Below are 16,760 nucleotides of genomic sequence, written 5' to 3'. Positions count from 1 at the left end.
AGGATGCAAAACCTGACATCCGGACGATTACGGGATGGATATAGGATATTCATCCCATTTATATCGAATATTAGGATATAAATCTCACTTTTATTCCTTTCCAGGTTTCTTATTCCAATCCACTCCCGTAAGATCCGCCCAAAGTGCAATATTTAACCTCATTAGTATCACAGGAGAGACTATTCGTGGAAATGATGTCCGGTGCCGAAATGGTCGTAAGGGCACTAAAAGATGTTGGTGTTGATTATGTTTTTGGCTACCCAGGTGGTGCCGTTTTAGACATTTACGATGCCCTCTTTGCTCAGGACGATGTTAAACACATTCTGGTTCGCCATGAACAGGCTGCAGCCCATATGGCGGACGGTTACGCTCGCTCAACAGGTAGAACGGGTACCGTGCTCGTTACCTCAGGACCCGGTGCCACCAATACTATTACTGGTATTGCTACCGCTTATATGGATTCTATTCCCATGGTGGTGCTGTCGGGGCAGGTACCATCACAGCACATTGGTGAAGATGCGTTCCAGGAAACCGATATGGTGGGCTGTTCTCGACCCATCGTAAAACACAGCTTCCTGGTAAAAAAGGCCGAGGACATCCCAAAAGCCATCGCCAAAGCCTATTACATTGCCAATACCGGACGTCCTGGTCCCGTGGTTATTGATTTGCCTAAAGACATTGTGAATATTCAGGAATCTCATCCTTACGAATATCCAGAAGATTTCTCCATCCGCTCTTATAACCCTACGGAAAAGGGCCATAATAAGCAGATCAAAAAAGCGGTTGAAGCCATTAAAGCAGCCAAACGCCCTGTGATCTACGCCGGTGGTGGTGCATTAGGAGCCAGCAAAAAGCTGATTAAATTAGCAGAAATGCTCAATGCTCCGGTGACAAATACCCTGATGGGCCTTGGAGCGTTTCCAGGAACTCATGAGCAGTTTATTGGCATGCTAGGCATGCACGGTACATTGGAAGCCAATAAGACCATGCACAACGCCGATTGCATTATTGCCTTAGGTGCGCGTTTTGACGACCGGGTTACCAATAACGTCGATAAGTTCTGTCCTTATGCCAAAATCGTGCATGTGGATATCGATCCCACTTCGATCTCTAAAACCGTCAATGCCCATATCCCTATTGTGGGTGCGGTAGACAAAGTATTGAGCCAGTTTTTTGATCACCTGAAAGACGTGGATGAAGCCGAGCAAAAAACCAAGCTAGTGGAGTGGTGGCAGCAAATTAAACAATGGCAAACCCGCAAGTGCCTGGGTTATGCCACATCTTCTGATGTGATCAAGCCGCAAGAAGTCATTCAGAGCCTTTACAAGCACACTGATGGCAAAGCCTATGTCAGTTCAGATGTAGGCCAGCATCAAATGTTTGCCGCTCTGTATTATCCTTTTGATAAACCACGCCAGTGGATTAACTCCGGCGGTCTGGGCACTATGGGCTTTGGTTTGCCCGCTGCGATGGGTGTACAGTTTGCCCATCCCGATGCCATTTCAGCTGTGGTTACCGGTGATGGCAGCATCCAGATGAACATTCAGGAACTGTCTACCTGTTTGCAGTACAATTTGCCGATAAAGATCATTTCTCTGAACAACCGTGCTCTGGGTATGGTGCGCCAGTGGCAAGACATGATTTACAAAGGTCGTCACTCCCATTCCTACATGGAATCCATGCCGGACTTTGTGAAACTGGCAGAAGCTTATGGCCATGTAGGGATTCGGGTAGATCACCCCAGCGAGCTGGACGATGCCATGGCGCGCTGCATGAGTATCAAAGATAAACTGGTGTTTATGGACATCAGGGTAGATCAAAACGAACACGTATACCCCATGCAGATTAAATTTGGTGCCATGGATGATATGAGACTGAGCAAAACGGAGCGTACCTAAATGAGACGTATTATTTCGGTATTATTGGAAAACGAACCAGGCGCTTTGTCTCGCATTGTTGGCTTGTTCTCACAGCGGGGCTTTAACGTTGATTCGCTGTGTGTGACCACCACCGCCGATCCCACTTTGTCCCGTATCACCATTACTACTCACGGCGATGACAAAGTGATTGAGCAAATCACCAAACAAATTAATAAACTGGTGGATGTATTCAAGGTAATGGACTTAACTGAAGGTAGCCACCTTGAGCGCGAGCTGATGCTGATAAAAATCGCCACCCCCAATGAAAATATCCGTGCCGAAGTAAAACGCATGGCGGATATCTTCCGTGGCAATATCGTGGATGTCAGTGCCCGTAACTACACCATTCAATTAACCGGGCCAAGCGATAAACTGGATGCCTTTATTACCACAACATCGGAGTTTACCGATGTGTTAGAAGCTGCCCGAACTGGTGTATGTGGCCTGTCACGAGGTGATAAAGCACTGAGAATTTAAGGCTAAATACTCATCAAGAGGAGGCTTGCCTCCTCTTTTTTTGCCTGAAGAAATAGAAAAACCACATATTTTTGATAACAAACTTGTAAAAAGCCCCTGTGGCCCTGCCTTTTTAGGATATTTATCCTAATAAAAAACCCTTCAAAACAGACGTTTTAGGAATATAAAGATCTACCCTAATCGCATTTAGAAATATAACAACTTGTAATATCCAATAAAATCATAGGCTTAGCTGTATTTACAGTGATTTAACAAGCAATTTTTAATTTTGTTAACCTATTCAATACAGTAAAACAACAACATTCCTCATAAAAATCATTAACTTATAAATCGTGTTCGGGGCAAGTCTGAGAAAGCAGAATACTCCTGGCACGACTTAATAAAGCTAACTAACCATTTATGAGGTATATCATGAAAAAATTAACTTTGGCTGCGGTAGCGGCATTAACTTTAAGCACTGGTGTTTCTGCACACGAAGCTCACGACAAGGAATTTGTATTTAAAGGCGACAACGCTTTTGCCAGCTTCTGCCGTGCAGTCACTCAAGACAACGTTCGTTTGATCCACAACAGTTTCAAAAACAAGATTGGTATTGTTGCAATGTCGCAAAAGGACGTTTACCGCAAATTATTGGATTCTCAAAACCTAAGCTGTAACGGTAAAGGCCTTGTAGAATTCTCTAAAGAGTATAATGCTGAAGATGTACTAGCATACCTGGAAACCGCTGCCGCAAAACTGTAAGTCATGGGCAGTGTTCAATCCAAATACTCATACGATAAGTCAGGCCTGCCTGCATTGGCAGGCCTTTAGGCTGAATCCGCTATTTCTTAGCCAACAACTTTTGCCATGAAATTTTCGTCATAAGCGGAGCCATTTTCTCATAGCGCACCCGATTAGATTCACATTGAATGTTTTTGTGATAATTCTGTTTCCAGGGATCATTCACCAACCACAATACGTCAGCTCCCGCAGCAACCCCTTCAATGGAATAGTTATTCATTACTTCGTAATTGCCGCAAACATCATCCTTGCTTTTAGTTTCCGCAAGGAACGCTAACTTCACCCGCCTGGTTTCTCGTTGCTTTTCAGGGTCTATCAACCACAGTTCATTATCATTGCGAGCTGCCGCTACAATCCATGCCTGTTGCGCATCTTCATACCAGGTGAGGGCATTGATAGGGTGTGGTACTGGCTCGTCAAATACTGGCACTAAGAGTTGTTCGTCTTTCACCGGTGCCCAGTCGCTGCTTTGCCAGAAACTATCCTCAAGCTGAACAGAAAAGATGCGCGCCTGATATTGTGAATCTTTTTCCAGTGCCAGGTACAAAGTACGTCCCTTTCCGAAAGTTATCCCTTCAATACCATCATTGGGATAATTGCCCACCTGCATATCGACGGTATACTGAATTGGGCGCACATGAGTCATGGTTACCGCAGATTCATCAGCATTTAGCTCTAACCTGACCAGTAACGTCGGATAAGGTGTGGAACCACTGTTCTTGTACTGCTCGGCACAATCTGGGGTCAATTGATAGCGGGAGGCGTCTTCGGTAACGGTATAGAACACCTTATCGTTTTGTGGATCTACCACCAGCGCTTCTAGATCTGGCCGTTCAGTCATGTATTTACCAAAGCAGCTTTGTGCAACTGATGGAACAACTTCGATGGGCAGTTTGTGAGTGACGCGATTTTGTTTGGGTTCCAGCACAATCAACTTCAGCACTTGCGAAGCATGGGCACTACCATCGGCAATCGTAACCAATAGCTCATCACGCCAAACGCTCAAACCGGAAGTTTGAGGATCCAATAAAACACCGCTCTGAGTATCATCAAGCCAATAACTGCGTAGCTGCAGTGGTTCAATTGCATCAGCAGGATTTAAAGACTCGCCCGGCGACATCTGGCAGGCAGTAATACAGAGCGCTAAAGCGCTTAAACATAACGATTTATAGTTGAAGAGCATGCGACATCCTGCAGCAAAAGTTGTCCAAGGAGTCAGTTATAGGGGGACAGTCTTGCAGGGTCAAGTGACAATTTAAGGAAATTCAACTAAAGGCTAAGGATAAATGACGCATAATTGTAAGTATGTTTTCAAATTCTGCGCTTTTGGTTTAAGGTTTGGCTAAAACCCATAACAACTTTAATCACTATGAGCCGCGAAGAACAGATTGTCTTAGCTTTGCAAAAAGCCGATGGTATTTGTCCAGGTGATGGCGTGCCTATTGAAAAACATCAAAAAATGGCCGCCAATCCTTTTCGTTTTTTCCGCGGCTCTGCGGGATTATTCTACGATGATATCGCTGCGGGCATTCTCAGCATCCCCGAAGATTTAAACGCCCACCTCCCTGTAACTACAGTGCAAGGCGACTGCCATCTCTCTAATTTCGGCTTTTTAACCGAGGAAGGCTCCCACGGCGACAAAGTGATTTTCTCTCCCAATGATTTTGACGATGCTTGCCTTGGCTATGCCAGTTGGGATTTAGTGCGTTTTGGCGTCAGTATTCTGTTGGCCCAGGATTATTGTGAGGGTGTTGTCAGAGGCGAGTTTAGCTCGGAAGAAATAGAGTCTATTGAAGGATTACAAGCCACTTCAGCTGAAGGGGCTATACTGGCCGTCCAGGGATTTGTGCAAAGCTATATTGAGCAATGCCAGGTGTTACTGGAAGATGATAAAGCACGGCACAAGGTGGTGAACAAGTTCGACAAAGCACACGCCTTGTATCCATTTTGCAAAAAAGCCAAAAAACGCGCCTCCGGTGGCAAACAGTTTTACAGTAAGAGTGCCCTTGCCAAGGCCGTCGATTTAACAGGTCTGGTTCCTGTTTTTGATCTTAGCAGCAATAAATTTGAGGCGCTGGATGATGCCCTATATCGGGAAATTTTCGAGGTATTCTCTCCCTATGTGGATGACAACATCCTGGATATTGTGCGCAGATTAGGGGCCGGTACTGGCTCTATTAACATGGATCGTTTTTATTTATTGGTAGGGCCTCAAGACTACATGGATGAAGAGGATTTACAGTTATGCCACATTGTAGAAGTCAAAGAGCAGCGCATGGCCGCGCCACTGGCACACTTCGAAACCCTGTCCCCGGTTAATCGACTCAATCCCGCCCACTTAACGGTATCTTGCCAACGTCGTATGCAGCGCAAACCGGATCTTGTTTTAGATGAGGTAGAATGGCGAGACAGCCATTGGTTGGTGCGCTCCAGACATCATTCAAAAGTGGGTATTGATCCTGAGGATATCTGTATTTTGAGCGCGTCTCCCGATGAAGCACTGCTACAATATGTGCAAAGTTGTGGCAAAGCATTGGCGATAGCACACAGCCGAGGCGATCGCCGCTCCACGCGTTTTGAACACGCTGTTTGTGAGTATTTGCCGGAGCACGCCGATGACATTATGGATGTATGTCTGACCTACGCGGTACAGGTGCAAGAAGACACCCAAATACTAAGAGCATTAAATAAGCCGAATGACTGAAACTGCCCATCCACTTAAGTTAATCGCTGGCCCTGTTGTCAGAAAACTCGATGCCAAACAGCTGGTACTATGGTTTGTCACCGACCAATCTGTCACGATAGAAGCACAACTAAACTATGCCCAAGACATCAGCGATGAGTCCTCACAGGATATCGTCTTTATACAGCGACAACTGTGTCATCAGGTGGGTGATAGTGCCTACATTTATCATCTTACCGTCGATTTCCAAAGTCCGTTGCAAGTGGATACGGCTATAGATTACGATTTGCTATTCAGAACTACAGAAGCCCACTGCAATCTGGCTCATCTGGCACCTGATATTTGTTACCCCGGATTAACCTCACCCCGTATCTATTACCAACAAACCTTGCGCCAGGTGCTGCATGGCTCTTGCCGCAAACCCCATCACACCGAAGGTGATGCACTTGTCAGGGTGGACCAACACCTGGCAGATGCACTGCAAAGCAATCAGCTGCCCGCAGCCCTGTTGATGATGTCGGGCGATCAGGTTTATGTGGATGATGTTGCCGGGCCGTTTTTACAGGCGATTCATCAGGTTATCGCACAACTTGGTTTGTTCGGTGAGTCTTTTTCAGGCGCTAAAGTGAGCAATTTTGAGGAGTTGCTGCAGCATGAAGACTGTTTTTATCGACGCACTGAGTTACTGCCCCACAGTGACGAAAACGAAGAAGTGCAAGAAACCTTTTTTGGTGCGAAACGTAAACCGATTTTTACCTCCGTCAATGCCAAGAACCATTTGATCACCCTCTCAGAAGTGCTCGCTATGTATTTTATGGTGTGGTCAGAAACTTGCTGGCAAGACGTTGAGTTCGACAGCCAAAAAATAGCCAGCGCAGACCGGCAACAATTCGAAGACGAACTGCTATCCCTAAAACAGTTTATTAGCACCTTGCCGCAAATCCGCAGGGCGCTGGCTCATATTCCGGTGTACATGATCTTCGATGATCACGATGTTACAGACGACTGGAACCTGACCCGCGAATGGGAAGAGCTGGCTTATGGTAACCCTTTTTCCAAGCGCATTATCGGCAACGCCCTGTTTGGCTATTTTTTATGTCAGGGCCTGGGCAATGGGCCTGACCAATACAAAGGATTGCTGGAACATATATCCCCCCATATCACCAGTTCGGGGATCAGCAATCACGATGTGGTCATCGATCAGCTTTTTGAGTGGGATGACTGGCACTATCAAATCGCCACACAACCGAAAATGGTGGTGCTGGATACCCGTACCCACCGATGGCGCTCAGAAGAAGATGCGGGACAGCCCTCAGGACTCCTGGATTGGGAAAGATTACGCGAGTTAAGAGCGCAGGTAACCGGTGAAGACTCGGTGGTCATCGTGTCAGCCGCCCCCATCTTCGGGGTGAAAATGATTGAAGCCATTCAGAAGCTATTTACCATGATGGGACAAGCCCTCACGGTAGATGCGGAAAACTGGATGGCCCACCAAGGTACGGCAAAAGTATTACTGGATATTTTCCGCGAACCTACAACGGCGCAACAGTTCATTATCCTGTCCGGCGATGTGCATTACTCCTTTGTTTACGATGTGCGCCTGAGATTTAAAGAAACCAGTCCCAGTATTCATCAGATCACCGCCAGTGGCTTTTGCAATCAGTTCCCGGTAGGACTTCTTAGCAAACTGGATACCTTAAATCGCTGGTTTTATGGCCATCACTCGCCACTAAACTGGTTTACCAAGCGCCGCCGCCTGAAAATTAGTACCCGCTATCCCGACAGAAAAAACAAACGTCGTTCGCTGGTTAGCAAAAGTGCGGTGGGAATCGTGGATTTTAGTAACGACCGTAAACGCCCGGAAGCTCGCTTGCTTACATGGGATGGTGAGGATATCGAGTTTCGCTAACTTAAAACGATGCTAGCATTTTGCATCAGGAATAGTTTGCATAATTGCACGGCAAAGCTAATCTAATCATAACAGCAGCGATCCTGTTAATGGATATCGGAGAACCCTACATGCAGGCCAAAGCCTCTTCGGCTAACCCACTTCAAGACTTTCTCAACAAAGCCGAGGGAGCCGAGCCACAGCAACATAACGATTTACTCAGCGAAGCTGTGGCGATTATTCACCAACAACTTGCACCTCCGCCCAGTCAGATCCCCCCAGATAAAAAGGAAATCGAAAAGGTGTGCCGTGGCATTGGGCATGACTTTAATGGCATTCTGGCCAATATTCGGGGCATGGTGGAAATCACCCAAATGATGGTACCTGATGCGCCTGAAAACGTGCAAAACACCTTCACTAAAATACTTTCTATGGTGGAGCGTGGTCATCACGCCAGCGAGATGATCAGACTGTACGGCAAAGTACACGATTGCCAGAAAACGCAATTCGAGTTAGCCACCTTTTTAAAACGCTGTCTCAATGATATTCGTATCCGTCTGGAGCTACCCTTTGTATTGCAAGTACCGTCCCCAGATGCTACCCATTTACTGATGGATGAGATGCAGTTAGAAACCCTACTGCTGCAACTGGTGAAAAATGCGCAAGATGCCGTTACCGAGGTAAACGAAGAGAGTATTCAGGTAGCACTGTCTAAAACCGCTGATGGACAGTTACAGTTATCAGTGCAAGACCGAGGCGCGGGCATTTCCCCTGATGTGGCTGATGAGGTATTTCAGCCATTCTACAGTACCAAAAAAGCAGGTACTGGCATTGGGCTGGGATTGAGTATCGTCAAACAGATTGTCATGAATCACGATGGTAGTATCGCTTACACCAGCAGCAAAACGGAAGGGACACGTTTTACCTGTATCCTTCCGGTAATCGTTACTTGAGACAAGATTTAGCGTTTTTCAATCAGGTCCCATTTGTTGCCGAAGTCATCTTCAAATACCGCCACAATACCGTAGGGTTCTTCCCTTGGAGACTCCAGAAACTTGACACCTCTGGCCAGCATGGCTTTATGGTCGCGATAAAAATCATCGGTCTGCAAGAATAGCCACACCCGATCCGCCCCTTGTTGCCCCACCAGTTTTTGTTGTGCTTCATTACTGGCCTGAGCCAACACAATTTGCGTTTCTGTGGCACCTTGCGGCCTCACCGTCACCCAGCGTTTGCGCCCTTGATCTATGTCCTCAAGCAGCTCAAAACCCAGCTTTTGACAGTAGAATTCAATAGCTTTGTCGTAGTCGGATACAATAATACTGACTGCAGATAAGCACTGCTTCATAATCATTCCTTGCAATAACCAGGTTAAAAAGTAAGTCGATATAAATCGGTATCTTTGTCGGGATCAAAATGGGGTAAATTTTGTTTGAACTCAAATCCCAACTTGCGCAATAAGCCGATAGATGCTTGATTTTCTGGTGTCACCAGAGCTTCCAGATGTTGCCAATCGCCGTGTTTTTTCATTTGTTCGATGAGTCCCAGACAAGCTTCTTTGGCATAACCTTTTCCACGTGCCGCAGATAAAAAAGCAAAACCGATATCCGGTGAAGTGAGTTTTTCTCTCTGCAATAAACCGCAGGTACCCACAAATTCACCACTTTGTGCCTCTCTTACCGCCAGCACGCCAAACCCGTGTTGGCGATACATACGCATCGGCCCATTTTCGATGTATTGTTTAGCGCTATCAAGATCATATACGCCGCGATCACCGATGTATTTTTTCCAGTCGGGATCCAGGTTAAGTGCCAGTATCATCTCCGCATCGCCAATTTCCAGCGGTCTTACGGTTAAGCGCGGGGTGTCAAAGTACATGTAGGGGCTCATCGTGACTCCTGTCGAAATTGTAATATGCCAGCCTGCTCCAGCAACGCATCAATACGCAGATGCATATCGCTATCAAGGGCCGCTAAACGGGGATACCTGGGGTTATGGCGATCATTGATCCAATGGCTTTGCCAGCCTTGAGTGCCCTCGATAAAGTGCATTGCGAAATCAACACCAACATGCTCCACACAACCCGAAATACAAGTGTCCACATAGGTCTGAAAAATCGGGAACGTAGTACTGGCTGCACCGGGCTGCTCTACTTGACAGATCCATACCACAGCGTCGCTTAACTGTGCTTGCAATTCAGCCTCTTGTTCATCATGGTGTGCCTGAATACTTGCCAAATCGAGTTGTGTAAACTGATAACTTTGCTCTCGCTGTTGCAATTCCGGGGTTATTGCATCTACGGGCACGAGCATAGCATTAAGGGTTGCTGTTTTGTCACCAGGCAAGGCACCCACACAGGTATAGCGATTGTTTGGACAATTCATATTCCAGGCTCGTTGCCAGCCAGCAACATGCACCGGCAATCCCTCTGCGTCTATCTGACTATATCGCAAACGACTATCGTGACTCATTAAACTGCCGTAGCCCACCACATAATGTTTACTAAGAACGGTTTTTTTAAGAGCGTGTTGTTTTAAAGATTGTTGTTGGCCACTTTTCTGTTGCGACAAAAGGTTATCCACACTGATTCAATGTATAATGTGTTGCAGTAAATCAAATGCAATTTAAGGATTCAAGAATTCATGCCCTGGATTCAGTTAAAAATCGACGTTACAGAAAAAGATGCAGAAGCCGTATCCACCTTGATGAGTGGTAATGGCGCACAAGCCGTGACCTTTACCGATGCCAAAGACAGCCCACTGTTCGAACCCAAGCCCGGTGAGCTGGTGTTGTGGCCCAACACCACGGTTATTGGTTTATTCGAAGCCGATCACGATATGCAGGGCGTGATCCAGCGCATGGCACAGACTAAAGTACTGGGTGAAGACTTTGCTTATAAGCTGGACCAACTGGAAGACAAAGACTGGGAACGGGAATGGATGGACAACTTCAAACCTATGCAGTTTGGCGACAAACTGTGGATCTGTCCCAGCTGGTGTGACATTCCCAATCCCGAGGCCGTCAATATCATGTTAGATCCTGGTCTGGCATTTGGTACGGGCACCCATCCCACTACCTCGTTGTGCTTACAATGGCTGGATAAACAAGAGCTGGCAGATAAAACCGTACTGGATTTCGGTTGCGGCTCCGGCATTTTGGGAATTGCCGCCGTCAAGCTGGGTGCCAAGCGCGTTATTGGCGTGGATATTGATCCGCAGGCCTTAGAGGCCACTCAGGAAAATGCCCGGCGCAATGATTGTGAAAACGACTTCGAACTCTACCTGCCAGAGCAGCAACCTGACGAGCCGGTAGATCTGGTACTGGCTAACATTCTGGCCGGACCACTACGCGAGTTAAGGGAGCTAATTGCTGGCCAATGCAAGCAAGGTGGGCAACTGGTGCTATCCGGTATTCTGGAGAGCCAGGCCGCTGAATTAAACACCTTGTACGGCGAATTTTTTGATATGGATGAACCGCAATTTCTGGATGAATGGTCGAGATTGAGCGGTAAAAAACGATAAAATTTGATGTCAACCCTGTTGACGTCAAAAAAAAGTACAATTTGTTTAAAATCTAGCCTTTTCAAACGCGAAAAAAGTCCGTACACTTAGCGCCCTTTTGAGAACTTGGGTGTTTTTTACACAATTTTGTACACGAGTCCGGAATGCAAATAGCACAATATAAACTGCAAAATAATGTGTTACTTGCCCCGATGGCTGGCGTAACAGACAGGCCCTTCAGACAACTATGTCATCGTTTAGGCGCCGGATTAGTGGTATCAGAAATGTTGTCCAGTAATCCTGAAGTGTGGAAATCGCAAAAGTCTCAACAACGCATGAACCACGACGGTGAAACGGGAATACGCTCAGTGCAAATCGCTGGCTCCGAACCCCACCTGATGGCACAAGCGGCACAGTTTAATGTGCAAAACGGCGCGCAGATCATCGATATCAACATGGGCTGCCCGGCCAAAAAAGTAAACAAAAAACTGGCGGGTTCCGCATTACTGCAATATCCCGAACTGGTGGAAGACATTATCGCGGCTGTGGTTTCAGCCGTTTCGGTGCCTGTAACCCTGAAAATTCGCACGGGTTGGAACACTGAAAATCGAAATGCTGTTGAAATAGCCAAAATTGCCGAGCGCAATGGCATTCAATCACTGGCGGTGCACGGTCGAACGAAGGCTTGCATGTACAAAGGTGAAGCAGAGTACGACACCATCAAAGCAGTAAAGCAGGAAATTTCCATTCCCGTGGTGGCCAATGGCGACATTACCACACCGGAGAAAGCCAAATACGTACTGGATTACACCGGGGCAGACGGTGTGATGATCGGTCGCGGCGCTCAGGGTAACCCCTGGATATTCGAAGCGATTAATCATTACCTCGCGACAGGCAAACAACTTCCCGCGCCTGCACTGTCCGAAGTGAGGGATGTGCTCATTGAGCATATCCAAAATGTTCACCAGTTTTACGGTGAACTCATGGGAGCAAGAATTGCCCGCAAACATGTGGGCTGGTATTTAGCGGAGCATGATTCCAAATCATTCCGCCGGGCTTTCAATGCCATTGATGACGCAAATCATCAAATAGAGGCATTGCAGGCATTTTTTGAAGAGTTGGCGATTGCACAGTCAGAAGCAGAAAGCGCTTCGGTTGCAGCAACGGCAGCATAAACTAACCAGGAAAAGAGCAAGACGGTATATGTTCGATCAAAACGTTACATCTCCATTTACAACTACAGTAACTACGCCTTCTCAAACACAGGCTCAAAAGCCTTTGCGTGATTCAGTAAAACAGGCTGTTAACAAGTATCTTAAGCAATTAGACAACACCGACATCGACAACTTGTACGATTTGGTATTGGCTGAAGTTGAAGCACCTCTGTTAGAAGAGATCATGACTTATACTCGCGGTAACCAAACTCGCGCTGCGTTAATGATGGGTATCAACCGTGGTACTCTGCGCAAAAAGTTAAAGCAATACGGCATGAACTAAGTCGTATTGACTATACTATTTTAAAAAGAGCACCTCAGGGTGCTCTTTTAGTTTTCCCCCTAAGATTCCTGACTATTTAGTCAACCACAACTCAGTCATTAAGGTAGCTGTTTACATGGAAACACCTAAACCTATTCGTCGCGCCCTGTTGAGCGTTTCTGACAAAACCGGCATCGTTGAATTTGCTAAAGCGCTGGCAGAGCGCAATGTTGCTATTTTATCCACTGGCGGCACGGCAAAGCTGTTGGCCGAGAATGGCCTCAGCGTCACTGAAGTCTCTGAATACACTGGCCATCCAGAAATTATGGCTGGCCGGGTAAAAACCCTGCATCCCAAAGTTCATGGCGGCATCCTGGGCCGTCGTGGTCAGGATGAAGGCGTGATGCAAGAACACGGTATCGATGCTATTGATATGGTGGTAGTGAATCTTTACCCCTTCGCGCAAACCGTCGCTAGTGATGATTGCACTTTGGAAGACGCTATTGAGAACATCGATATCGGTGGCCCGACAATGGTGCGTGCTGCGGCGAAAAACCATAACGATGTGGCGATTGTGGTGAATGCCAACCGCTACGACGCCATCATCGAAGAAATGGACAGCAACCAAGGTTCGCTGAGCTATAACACCCGTTTTGATTTGGCGATTGCCGCCTTTGAACACACAGCACAGTACGATGGCATGATTGCCAACTATTTCGGAACCACTGTCTACGGTGAAGATAGCACCACTCAGTTCCCGCGTACCTTCAACCAGCAATTCATCAAAAAGCAGGACTTGCGTTACGGCGAAAACAGCCACCAGGAAGCGGCTTTTTATGTTGAGAGCGATATTCAGGAAGCCTCAGTATCTACAGCTACACAGTTACAAGGCAAAGAATTGTCCTACAACAACATCGCTGATACCGATGCCGCGTTAGAGTGCGTTAAAGAATTCGAGCAACCAGCTTGTGTCATTGTAAAACACGCTAACCCTTGCGGCGTTGCTTTGGGTGACAACATTCTTGAAGCTTATGATCGTGCCTTTAAGACCGATCCTACTTCGGCCTTTGGCGGCATTATTGCTTTTAACAAAACCTTAGATAAAGATACGGCTCAAGCCATTATCGACCGTCAGTTTGTGGAAGTGATCATCGCACCAGTGGTATCTGAAGAGGCCAAAGCGGTGCTTGCGGCCAAACAAAACGTACGTGTCCTGGAATGCGGCGAATGGCAAGGTCAGCTTACTGATGAGCACGACATCAAGCGCGTTAATGGCGGTCTATTGGTGCAAGAGCGCGACTTTGGCATGGTGGAAAAAGACGACTTGAAAGTGGTATCTAAAGTACAACCTTCAGAAGAGCAACTAGACGATCTGTTATTCGCCTGGAAAGTGGCGAAATATGTCAAATCGAATGCCATTGTGTACTGCAAAGACAAGATGACCATTGGTGTGGGCGCAGGCCAAATGAGTCGCGTTTATTCCGCGAAAATTGCCGGAATCAAAGCGGCCGATGAGAACTTGCAGGTGGCGGGTTCGGTTATGGCGTCTGACGCCTTCTTCCCATTCCGTGACGGTATCGATGCCGCTGCTGAAGCGGGCATTAAAGCGGTTATTCAACCCGGTGGTTCGATGCGTGATGAGGAAGTTATCGCAGCTGCCGATGAACATGGCATCGCCATGGTATTTACCGGCATGCGTCATTTCAGACACTAAGTATTTATCTAATATTGGCCGATCAAACCTGATCGGCCCTTATTGCAACGTAGCGCGTTGATGATGGCGCATTGCATCAAACAATCTCAGCAGTAACAACGCCACTCCCCAGGCAACCGCAAAACCTGCGAAAAACCACAGCGTATCCACTGAAAAAAAGTTGCGATAATCGAACCACAGTTGCAACCCTAAGAAAAACTCAAAAAGGTTCAACAGCAATACGGCGATGATAAGCTTGCTCAAAAAACGCATGACAATGCCACTCCAGAGTTTTAATTAAAACTCAGTTTAGCAGCATCCCAAAAGGGAATAAAGTTTACCTTTTGTAATTTTATTTGATGTGCTTGTTTAGCTCAACACGTCCTGCAGCCAACTGGCAATTTCCTGCAACTGCTGCATGTGCACATTGTGCTGCATGGGGTATTGTTCCCAGCGGGCGTTGAACCCAGCCTCTTTGAGATTCATGTACGCCGATTTACCCAGCGCAATGGGTACCATCTCATCGTATGCACCATGGGAAGCGAAAAACGGAGTGTCTTTGTTGCTATCTTGCCAGTCTTGGCGGGTCTGATCGGCATCACACATGTAAGTAGACAGTGTTAGCACACCCGCGAGTTTCTGTGTTTGACGCAAGGCCACGTAATAGGAGATCACACCGCCTTGTGAAAAACCGGCTAAGACGATGCGCTCAGGAGGGATGCCATTGGCAATCTCGCGCTGCAAAAGCTGCTCGACTTGCGCTGCTGAACGCTTCACCCCTTCCATGTCAGCCCTGTCTTCAAAAGAAAGGGTTTTGATGTCATACCAGGCGCGCATTTCCATGCCGTTATTAATGGTGACGGGAATAATGGGGGCATGAGGAAATACGAAGCGTACCGCCATGTCTTCGGGTAACCCCAATTGTGGAACAATAGGGGCAAAGCCATTGCCTGAATCGCCGAGTCCGTGTAACCAGATGACGACGGCATCTGCGGTCTTGGATGGGTTAACCTCTACATAAGGCAATAGCTCGTTAGACATAGTATTTTCCTTGTTACGCGTACCGGGCATGATATTTCTATTTCTGCTTTTTGGCGCTTTATTGTTATTATTAAGTGTTACACCGTTGCGTCATCTAAGATACGCACAGCAGAACTGCGTTGCAAATTATGCTAAGATTGCGCGCCTGTGACCAGTCTCAAACCCGATTTTTTTAAGAAAATACGACCTATGTCTAATACTCCAGGAAATTTATACATCGTTGCGGCCCCTTCCGGTGCAGGAAAATCCAGCCTCATTAAAGCCTTTTTAGAGAATCACGCCGATGAGCGCCACCCGGTACAGGTATCAGTATCCCACACCACCAGAAACCCTCGTCCCGGTGAACAAGATGGTAAACACTATCACTTCGTCAGCACTGAAACTTTTAAACAACTGATTGAAGAAGAAGCCTTTTTTGAGTGGGCCCAAGCCTTTGACAATTACTACGGCACAGCAAAACGCAATATCACTGAAACCTTGCAGCATGGTGTGGATGTATTTTTAGACATTGAATGGCAAGGAGCGCGTCAGGTAAAAGCGCTTTTGCCAGATACCAAGACGATTTTTATCGCGCCACCTTCCCGCGAGGAGTTGCGTAACCGCCTTAAAGCGCGAGGCCAGGATTCCGACGAAGTTATCGAAAAGCGCATGGCCAAAGCGGTGTCCGAGATTTCCCACTACAGTGAGTTCGATTATATTATCGTGAACGATAAATTTGATGTCGCCTTGGCGGAGCTGGAAGCCATTGTTTGTGCCAACCGCTTGCGCAAAGAAAAGCAAGTTATTCGCTACGAAGACTTGTTTTCTTCATTACTGGATGAAAATAGCTAAAAAATTGCTTAACAAATGAGCTTTACGCTTGGCAAAAGCCCGCCAAGCCAGTAAACTACGCAGCCTTTTTCAAAAGCTGAATTCGTTGAACAGGCTTTTGAAAAACAAGATTTGAATATGTCCGTATTACAACAATACGGCCCACACGGAGAAACCGATGGCACGTGTAACTGTTGAAGATGCAGTAGATAAAGTAGGAAGTCGTTTTGACCTGGTTTTGGTTGCCGCTCGTCGTGCGCGCCAATTGGCCACTGAGGGTAAAGAGCCTTTGGTACCTTCAGGCAACGACAAGCCAACCGTATTGGCTCTGCGGGAAATCGAAAAAGGTCTGATTGACTCAGACGCGATGGACCAAGCTGAAATTCAGGAGCAACAAGAAGCCGAGCAGGCAGAGTTCGCTTCTGTTGCCAGTATTCTTTCTGAGCAGCCTTAAGCGCCTGTTATCTCTGACTAAATGCTGTCACTGTACAGC

18 protein-coding genes are annotated in these 16,760 nt (G+C 46.9%); 12 read left to right on the top strand and 6 right to left on the bottom strand.

Annotated features, from left to right (window positions below):
• The first annotated feature begins 185 nt into the window (after positions 1 to 185).
• The 3 genes from ACXAGP_RS09890 to ACXAGP_RS09880 all read left to right on the top strand — a co-directional run bounded on the left by ACXAGP_RS09890 (position 186) and on the right by ACXAGP_RS09880 (position 3,137).
• Positions 186 to 1,898, top strand: a complete 1,713-nt coding sequence (locus ACXAGP_RS09890) for an acetolactate synthase 3 large subunit (protein WP_475261128.1) — start codon at positions 186 to 188, stop codon at positions 1,896 to 1,898.
• Entirely contained in the window at positions 1,899 to 2,396 is a 498-nt protein-coding gene (gene ilvN, locus ACXAGP_RS09885; protein ID WP_475261126.1) for an acetolactate synthase small subunit, read from the top strand.
• Positions 2,397 to 2,807: 411 nt separating this feature from the next.
• On the top strand, positions 2,808 to 3,137 hold the full coding sequence (locus ACXAGP_RS09880; protein WP_475261125.1) for a hypothetical protein: 330 nt from the start codon (positions 2,808 to 2,810) through the stop codon (positions 3,135 to 3,137).
• 79 nt (positions 3,138 to 3,216) lie between these two features.
• On the opposite strand, the gene ACXAGP_RS09875 is transcribed toward ACXAGP_RS09880, so the two are convergent.
• Positions 3,217 to 4,359 (bottom strand): hypothetical protein, encoded by a 1,143-nt coding sequence (locus tag ACXAGP_RS09875; protein ID WP_475261123.1) that lies wholly within the window; start codon positions 4,357 to 4,359, stop codon positions 3,217 to 3,219.
• A 186-nt stretch (positions 4,360 to 4,545) separates the two neighbouring features.
• Here ACXAGP_RS09875 and ACXAGP_RS09870 point away from each other — a divergent pair, with 186 nt between their 5' ends.
• From ACXAGP_RS09870 to ACXAGP_RS09860, 3 genes are all read left to right on the top strand, one after another.
• Positions 4,546 to 5,880 (top strand): DUF2252 family protein, encoded by a 1,335-nt coding sequence (locus ACXAGP_RS09870; protein ID WP_475261121.1) that lies wholly within the window; start codon positions 4,546 to 4,548, stop codon positions 5,878 to 5,880.
• Positions 5,873 to 7,768, top strand: a complete 1,896-nt coding sequence (locus ACXAGP_RS09865) for a metallophosphoesterase family protein (protein ID WP_475261119.1) — start codon at positions 5,873 to 5,875, stop codon at positions 7,766 to 7,768. The genes ACXAGP_RS09870 and ACXAGP_RS09865 overlap by 8 nt, the downstream gene beginning before the upstream one ends.
• Positions 7,769 to 7,857: 89 nt before the next feature.
• On the top strand, positions 7,858 to 8,700 hold the full coding sequence (locus ACXAGP_RS09860) for a sensor histidine kinase (protein WP_475261118.1): 843 nt from the start codon (positions 7,858 to 7,860) through the stop codon (positions 8,698 to 8,700).
• Between the two features lie 8 nt (positions 8,701 to 8,708).
• On the opposite strand, the gene ACXAGP_RS09855 is transcribed toward ACXAGP_RS09860, so the two are convergent.
• The 3 genes from ACXAGP_RS09855 to ACXAGP_RS09845 are packed head-to-tail and all read right to left on the bottom strand — an operon-like array spanning position 8,709 to position 10,317.
• Positions 8,709 to 9,095 (bottom strand): VOC family protein, encoded by a 387-nt coding sequence (locus ACXAGP_RS09855; RefSeq protein ID WP_475261116.1) that lies wholly within the window; start codon positions 9,093 to 9,095, stop codon positions 8,709 to 8,711.
• Positions 9,096 to 9,118: 23 nt separating this feature from the next.
• On the bottom strand, positions 9,119 to 9,637 hold the full coding sequence (locus tag ACXAGP_RS09850; RefSeq protein ID WP_475261114.1) for a GNAT family N-acetyltransferase: 519 nt from the start codon (positions 9,635 to 9,637) through the stop codon (positions 9,119 to 9,121).
• Positions 9,634 to 10,317: a hypothetical protein gene (locus tag ACXAGP_RS09845; RefSeq protein WP_475261112.1), complete on the bottom strand. Its 684-nt coding sequence runs from the start codon at positions 10,315 to 10,317 to the stop codon at positions 9,634 to 9,636. Before ACXAGP_RS09845 ends, ACXAGP_RS09850 begins: the two co-directional genes overlap by 4 nt.
• Before the next feature lie 72 nt (positions 10,318 to 10,389).
• On the opposite strand from ACXAGP_RS09845, the gene prmA reads away from it, so the two are divergent.
• The 4 genes from prmA (at position 10,390) to purH (ending at position 14,437) form a co-directional block, all read left to right on the top strand.
• Entirely contained in the window at positions 10,390 to 11,268 is an 879-nt protein-coding gene (prmA, locus tag ACXAGP_RS09840; protein WP_475261110.1) for a 50S ribosomal protein L11 methyltransferase, read from the top strand.
• A 143-nt stretch (positions 11,269 to 11,411) separates the two neighbouring features.
• Positions 11,412 to 12,422, top strand: coding sequence for a tRNA dihydrouridine synthase DusB (gene dusB / locus ACXAGP_RS09835; RefSeq protein ID WP_475261108.1), 1,011 nt, complete (start codon positions 11,412 to 11,414; stop codon positions 12,420 to 12,422).
• 28 nt (positions 12,423 to 12,450) lie between these two features.
• Positions 12,451 to 12,744, top strand: coding sequence for a DNA-binding transcriptional regulator Fis (gene fis / locus ACXAGP_RS09830; RefSeq protein WP_229531026.1), 294 nt, complete (start codon positions 12,451 to 12,453; stop codon positions 12,742 to 12,744).
• A 115-nt stretch (positions 12,745 to 12,859) separates the two neighbouring features.
• Entirely contained in the window at positions 12,860 to 14,437 is a 1,578-nt protein-coding gene (gene purH, locus ACXAGP_RS09825) for a bifunctional phosphoribosylaminoimidazolecarboxamide formyltransferase/IMP cyclohydrolase (RefSeq protein WP_475261106.1), read from the top strand.
• Between the two features lie 39 nt (positions 14,438 to 14,476).
• On the opposite strand, the gene ACXAGP_RS09820 is transcribed toward purH, so the two are convergent.
• Together ACXAGP_RS09820 and ACXAGP_RS09815 are read right to left on the bottom strand one after the other, a co-directional pair.
• Positions 14,477 to 14,689, bottom strand: coding sequence for a hypothetical protein (locus ACXAGP_RS09820; RefSeq protein ID WP_475261105.1), 213 nt, complete (start codon positions 14,687 to 14,689; stop codon positions 14,477 to 14,479).
• Between the two features lie 96 nt (positions 14,690 to 14,785).
• Entirely contained in the window at positions 14,786 to 15,457 is a 672-nt protein-coding gene (locus ACXAGP_RS09815) for an alpha/beta hydrolase (protein ID WP_475261103.1), read from the bottom strand.
• A gap of 189 nt (positions 15,458 to 15,646) precedes the next feature.
• Here ACXAGP_RS09815 and gmk point away from each other — a divergent pair, with 189 nt between their 5' ends.
• Entirely contained in the window at positions 15,647 to 16,288 is a 642-nt protein-coding gene (gene gmk / locus ACXAGP_RS09810) for a guanylate kinase (protein WP_475261101.1), read from the top strand.
• 157 nt (positions 16,289 to 16,445) lie between these two features.
• A complete protein-coding gene (gene rpoZ, locus ACXAGP_RS09805) occupies positions 16,446 to 16,721 on the top strand; it encodes a DNA-directed RNA polymerase subunit omega (protein ID WP_475261099.1) in 276 nt (91 codons plus the stop codon).
• Positions 16,722 to 16,760: the final 39 nt, after the last annotated feature.

The organism is Planctobacterium sp. AWM4_229, from assembly GCF_056160305.1.
This window is presented reverse-complemented; position numbering and strand designations above follow the sequence as displayed.